Raw genomic sequence first — 4794 nt, 5'->3', positions numbered from 1 at the left:
GGGGTCGAGGCGATGAACATGATGGCCAACATGATGCACGAGCACATCCCCCAGGATGCGCGCATGCACTATGTCATCACGTCCGGTGGCTCTGCCCCCAATGTCGTGCCGGACTTTGCCGAAGTCTTCTACTATGTCCGCCACCCTTCACCGAAGGGCGTTGAAGCCATCTGGACCCGCCTCGAAGACGCGGCCCGGGGCGCCGCGCTGGGCACGGGCACTGACGTGGAATGGGAAATCATTCACGGCAACAATCCGCTGCTCGTGAATGAGAAACTGGCCCGCATGATGGACGAGAAACTCCGGCTGGTTGGCGGGGTGGACTACACGCCAGCTGAGCGCGAATTTGCCGAGACCATCGCCTCGACCTTTGACAACCCGGCACGCGATATCGCCTCAGCCGCTGAAGTGCAGGATTTCGAAGTCTCCATGGGGTACGGCTCCACCGATGTGGGCGATGTCTCCTACGCGGTCCCGACGGTCGGCCTGCGCACAGCGACTTGGGTGCCGGGCACATCGGCGCATTCCTGGCAGGCAGTTGCGGCCAGTGGCACGTCGATTGGTCATAAGGGCACACAGGTCGCCGCGGAGACGCTGACGCTGGCGGCAGTGGAGCTGTTCACCAATAAAGGCCTGCGTGTTGAAGCCCGCGAGGAATTCGACGCGGCCCGGGGTCCGGATTACGAGTACAAGTCGCTGCTCGGTGACCGTGAGCCGCCGCTTGATTATCGGAAATAAGACCCCTTAGAGGCTACCCTTGGTGCTCGCCGGCTTGCCGCCCAGTTTCGGGTCGACCGCAATTGCCGCGCGAAGCGCCCGGGCGGTGGCCTTGAAGCAGGACTCGGCGATGTGGTGGCAGTTCTCGCCATAGAGGTTCTCTATGTGCAGGCACATGCCACCATTTCCGGCCAGGGCATGAAAGAACTCCTTGAAGAGTTCGGTGTCCATTTCGCCGATCTTGTCGCGACTGAAATCCACTTTCCAGATCAGGTAAGGCCGCTTGCATAGGTCCAGCGCGGCGCGGGACAGCGTCTCATCCATCGGCACATAGGCGTGGCCAAATCGCGTGATTCCTGCAAAGTCGCCAAGCGCCTTCATGATCGCCTGTCCGATAACAATCCCTGTATCTTCAACGCTGTGGTGCATGTCGATATGAAGATCGCCCTTGCACCGCACAGTCAGGTCGATAGCCGAATGCTTGGAGAAGCTCTCCAGCATATGATCGAAAAAGCCGATCCCGGTTTCGATGGCGGACTTTCCAGTGCCATCCAGATCAACGGTTACCGAGATATCGGTTTCCTTGGTGGTACGGGTAACGGTGGCGGTACGATTATTGGTCATCTAGGCCCATATAGTGGTTTGAATGTCTTACAGCTAGCGCGTTTTGTTCACTGATTCCTAAACATATTCCGGAAAACATAGTTACCGCACACATAGGTGGCGAGTGGTGAGGAATATCTAAGCGTGGACAAACAGAGTTTCATCTCGAGACTTCTGGGCCGGATGACCATTCCCCGGTTTGCCGCGTGGTGCGCAGCGGTCGCAACGATTATCATTTTTGTCGGCGTATGGACGATTGAGCAGGCCTATGGTGCGCTCATCGAAGGTAAAGCATGGACAGACATGTCTTTGCCGATCTGGGCGATCATGCTGTTGCTGCTGTCTTCATCGGTCGTGGCCGCCATTACAGCCTGGTTTTTTGCCCGGGAATTCCAGAACGTCCTGGTTGATTTCACACGATATCTTGAAGTGGCGCAGGTTGATCCGTCGGCGCGCTTGTCCAATGTTTCGTTTGTCGAGCTCCGCCGGTTGCGGTCGGTTGTCATCCGATCGGTCGGCAAGTTGCGGCGCGACAATGATGCGCTTCGACGCACGGCCTACGAAGATCCGCGCACGAGTATGCCAAACCTGATTGCGCTGGAAGAACACATAACCAAGACCCTGCCCCGCGCAAAATACGAAACGCCCGCCGCGCTCATCGTCCTTGATCTCGATAATTTCACGCGGGCTTCCGAGCGACTTGGTGCGCTTGCGAGCGAAGCCGTCCTGAAGGCGTGTGGACAGCGTATGACGAATGCGCTCGACTCGCTCGAGGGTCCGGTTCGCGCCGGGCTGAACAACTCCATGCTGGCCGCGATGCAGGCCGACAGTTTCGCCTTGTACCTTCCAAGCGCGGTCAGCCGCGACTACGTCTCGAACATTGCACGCGCTATTCGGCTCGCCTTTGCGGATCCTTTCATCGTGTCCGGACAGTCTGTAACGCTGGGCATTTCTGGCGGTATCGTCATCGCGCCCGAAGACGCCGATACGATGCACAAATTGTTTCGTCACGCAGAGCTTGCCCTGCGCCAGGTTCGTACCGACACCGGATCCGGCTTCCGTTACTTCTCACCACGCCTGAACCGTGTTGCGCGTGGCAAGTATATGCTGGAAGCTGAACTGCGCGACGCAGTCGCCAATCGTGAGTTCAAGACGCATTTCCAGCCCAAGATCGATTTTCAGACCGGCCAAGTCGTCGGTGCCGAGGCATTGGCTCGTTGGGTCCGACCGAACGGGAAGATCATATCTCCGAACACATTTATTCCGCTGGCAGAAGAAACCGGACTCGTGACCCAAATCGGGGAACAGGTTCTTGAAGCGGCTTGCGAATCCGCCCGCATCTGGATGCAGGAAGGCTTCAACGCAACGGTCGCGGTAAACGTGTCACCGCGCCAGTTTCAGTCCAGTGATCTGACAGAAACCGTTCTGGCGATCCTCAAGCGTACTGGCTTGCCACCGAACCGCTTGGAGCTTGAGATCACGGAAAGCATGGCCGTGTCCGAACCTGAAAAGGTTGCGCGGGTGATGCGCCCTCTACGGAGCCTTGGGACAAAACTGGCGATTGATGATTTTGGAACGGGGCATTCCAACTTGTCCATTCTGACCCAGCTGCCGTTTGACGTTTTCAAGATCGACCGCCAGTTCGTCTCTGCGCTTGAATCGGACGAGCAAGCTCCCGCGATCATTGAAATGATTTTGGCCATGGCCGAAACGCTAGGGCTGAATACGGTTGCGGAAGGTGTTGAAACTGAGCGTCAGGCAGACTTCTTGCGTCGGCGCGGCTGCTCGATGGCCCAAGGCTTTCTGTACAGCGCAGGTCTGCCACATGAGGCCTTCATGGATTTCATTCGGGGCTGGAGTAGCAAGAGTGAGGCATCGCGCCTTAAGGTCGGCTAACGCGCAGGATTGCGACGGTACACATTGACGATTGCGTCCTTGTATTCCGCCTGCTGCCAAAACTCATAGCCGCATTTGTCAGCGACTCGTTGGGACCCGGCATTGTCCGGATCAATGATGCAGACGCTTTGCCCCGGGCGATTCTCATCGAGCCAATCATGCATCGCGCCAACGGCTTCGCTGGCGTAACCCTTTCCCCAAGCGACTTCCGCAAAGACCCAGCCGGCTTCTGGCCATTCAGACAAGTCCGGCGTCATGCCGCGCATAAAGTCTGCGAATCCGCCTTCACCGATGAATGCGCCTGTCTCACGATCCTCGATTGCCCAGGAGCTATACCCCAGCAGGTCCCACATTCCGCGATTGCGGCAGATGGTAAACCAGGCTTCCTGACGTGATCGCGGAGTTCCGCCTATATGTTGGGTCACTGATGGAGACCCCCACATGGCTGCAGATGGCTCGAAGTGACGGGTCTCGTGGGGACAGAGTACCAATCGATCGGTGATGATGACAGGCAGGGTCATGACAGTTGCCGCCTCAGGCCTTTTGCTTCATCTTTTCCAGCATGGCCCCCATGGCCGCATGTACGGCTTGCATGCCCTTCAGTGGTCGAACCATAACTTTGAAGTCTTCAATCTGTCCGTCAGGGTTCCAGGCGATCATATCGACTCCATTCACTAGCACGCCATCCATTTCGCATTCAAACTCAAGGACCGCCTTGTCGCCGCAATCGAATACGCGTGTGTAGCGGAACGTGTCGCCGCCCAGCGTTTGTCCGGCAGCGGTCAAGTAGGCCATCGTGATTGGCTTGCCCTCCTGCGGTGTATGCACAACCGGACTCTTGAAGACCACATTGTCAGCGAGTTGGACAGACAGACCAGCAGGTGAATGGTCACCATTCATCCAATCAAACCAGCGTTGCAGGTTTGGGCTATGGCCCGTCATGGCGATAAGGTGTTCAGCCATCGGATTTCCTCTCGATTATTCTTGTATTGCGGTGACCGGTTTTCCGATCAGGTAATCGCCCGGATCATTGAAACAGCTCCCGCGAAGTGCGACCCAGCCGCCAGGAAAGTCTGGCTCCGTGAACACGATGTCCACGCGGCCCCAATTATAGTGGGATTCCCCCGTTGCCGGATCGGTGACGGCAACATCACAGAGCTCGATCCCCGGACTTTCCGCCTCAATCCATATGCCGGCATAGGCGGTTCGGCCCTCATAGACGCCTGCCAGATCCTTGATGTAGACGGTGCCGCGCTCGGTCAGGCCCGGATAAGACCAGACGGCCCAGCCGTCATCGGTCTCATCCTCGTAGACGACGTCACCAATCGGTGTGGACCAGACTTCATCTGCGATAGCAGACAGGCCTATCAAGCTCAGACCCAGCAAGGCCGTAATGGATTTCCGCATCACTGATACTCCCTCTTCGAAGGGAAACCCTATCACGCAATTGCTCGGCGTGAAGAGGGATCAGGTCGCGTATGCGGCGGCTAGCTCGGGATCTTTCGAAGCGACGAGGTCTGCCAGGTCGGAAATCACCTTGGCCTGTTTCCAGGTCGCATCGTCCTGCATCTTGCCATC

At 57.4% G+C, this 4794-nt stretch carries 6 protein-coding genes and 1 pseudogene; 2 read left to right on the top strand and 5 right to left on the bottom strand.

Annotation, left to right across the window (positions count from 1 at the left end):
* A pseudogene (locus B4F73_RS08880) lies at positions 1-738 on the top strand (amidohydrolase); the annotation flags it as partial.
* Positions 739-744: 6 nt separating this feature from the next.
* Here the strand turns inward: B4F73_RS08880 and hisB are convergent.
* The gene (hisB, locus tag B4F73_RS08875) at positions 745-1341 is read right to left on the bottom strand and encodes an imidazoleglycerol-phosphate dehydratase HisB (protein ID WP_290483042.1); all 597 of its coding nucleotides are present in this window, start codon (positions 1339-1341) and stop codon (positions 745-747) included.
* A 123-nt stretch (positions 1342-1464) separates the two neighbouring features.
* On the opposite strand from hisB, the gene B4F73_RS08870 reads away from it, so the two are divergent.
* A complete protein-coding gene (locus B4F73_RS08870; RefSeq protein ID WP_206991752.1) occupies positions 1465-3216 on the top strand; it encodes a putative bifunctional diguanylate cyclase/phosphodiesterase in 1752 nt (583 codons plus the stop codon).
* On the opposite strand, the gene B4F73_RS08865 is transcribed toward B4F73_RS08870, so the two are convergent.
* From B4F73_RS08865 to B4F73_RS16745, 4 genes are all read right to left on the bottom strand, one after another.
* Entirely contained in the window at positions 3213-3737 is a 525-nt protein-coding gene (locus tag B4F73_RS08865) for a GNAT family N-acetyltransferase (protein ID WP_206991753.1), read from the bottom strand. The two genes, B4F73_RS08870 and B4F73_RS08865, sit on opposite strands and share 4 nt — an antisense overlap.
* Before the next feature lie 13 nt (positions 3738-3750).
* A complete protein-coding gene (locus B4F73_RS08860; protein WP_206991754.1) occupies positions 3751-4179 on the bottom strand; it encodes a nuclear transport factor 2 family protein in 429 nt (142 codons plus the stop codon).
* A 15-nt stretch (positions 4180-4194) separates the two neighbouring features.
* Positions 4195-4623 carry a hypothetical protein gene (locus tag B4F73_RS08855; RefSeq protein ID WP_290480293.1) on the bottom strand — a complete coding sequence of 143 codons (429 nt, stop codon included), beginning with the start codon at positions 4621-4623 and terminating at the stop codon, positions 4195-4197.
* A 60-nt stretch (positions 4624-4683) separates the two neighbouring features.
* The coding region (locus B4F73_RS16745) for a hypothetical protein (protein WP_349679551.1) at positions 4684-4794 on the bottom strand (111 nt) is incomplete at its 5' end.

It is taken from the genome of Hyphomonas sp. UBA3601, from assembly GCF_002375605.1.
Lineage (GTDB): Bacteria > Pseudomonadota > Alphaproteobacteria > Caulobacterales > Hyphomonadaceae > Hyphomonas.
Note: the sequence above shows the minus strand (reverse complement) of the source record. Positions and strands in the feature narration are given on the sequence as shown.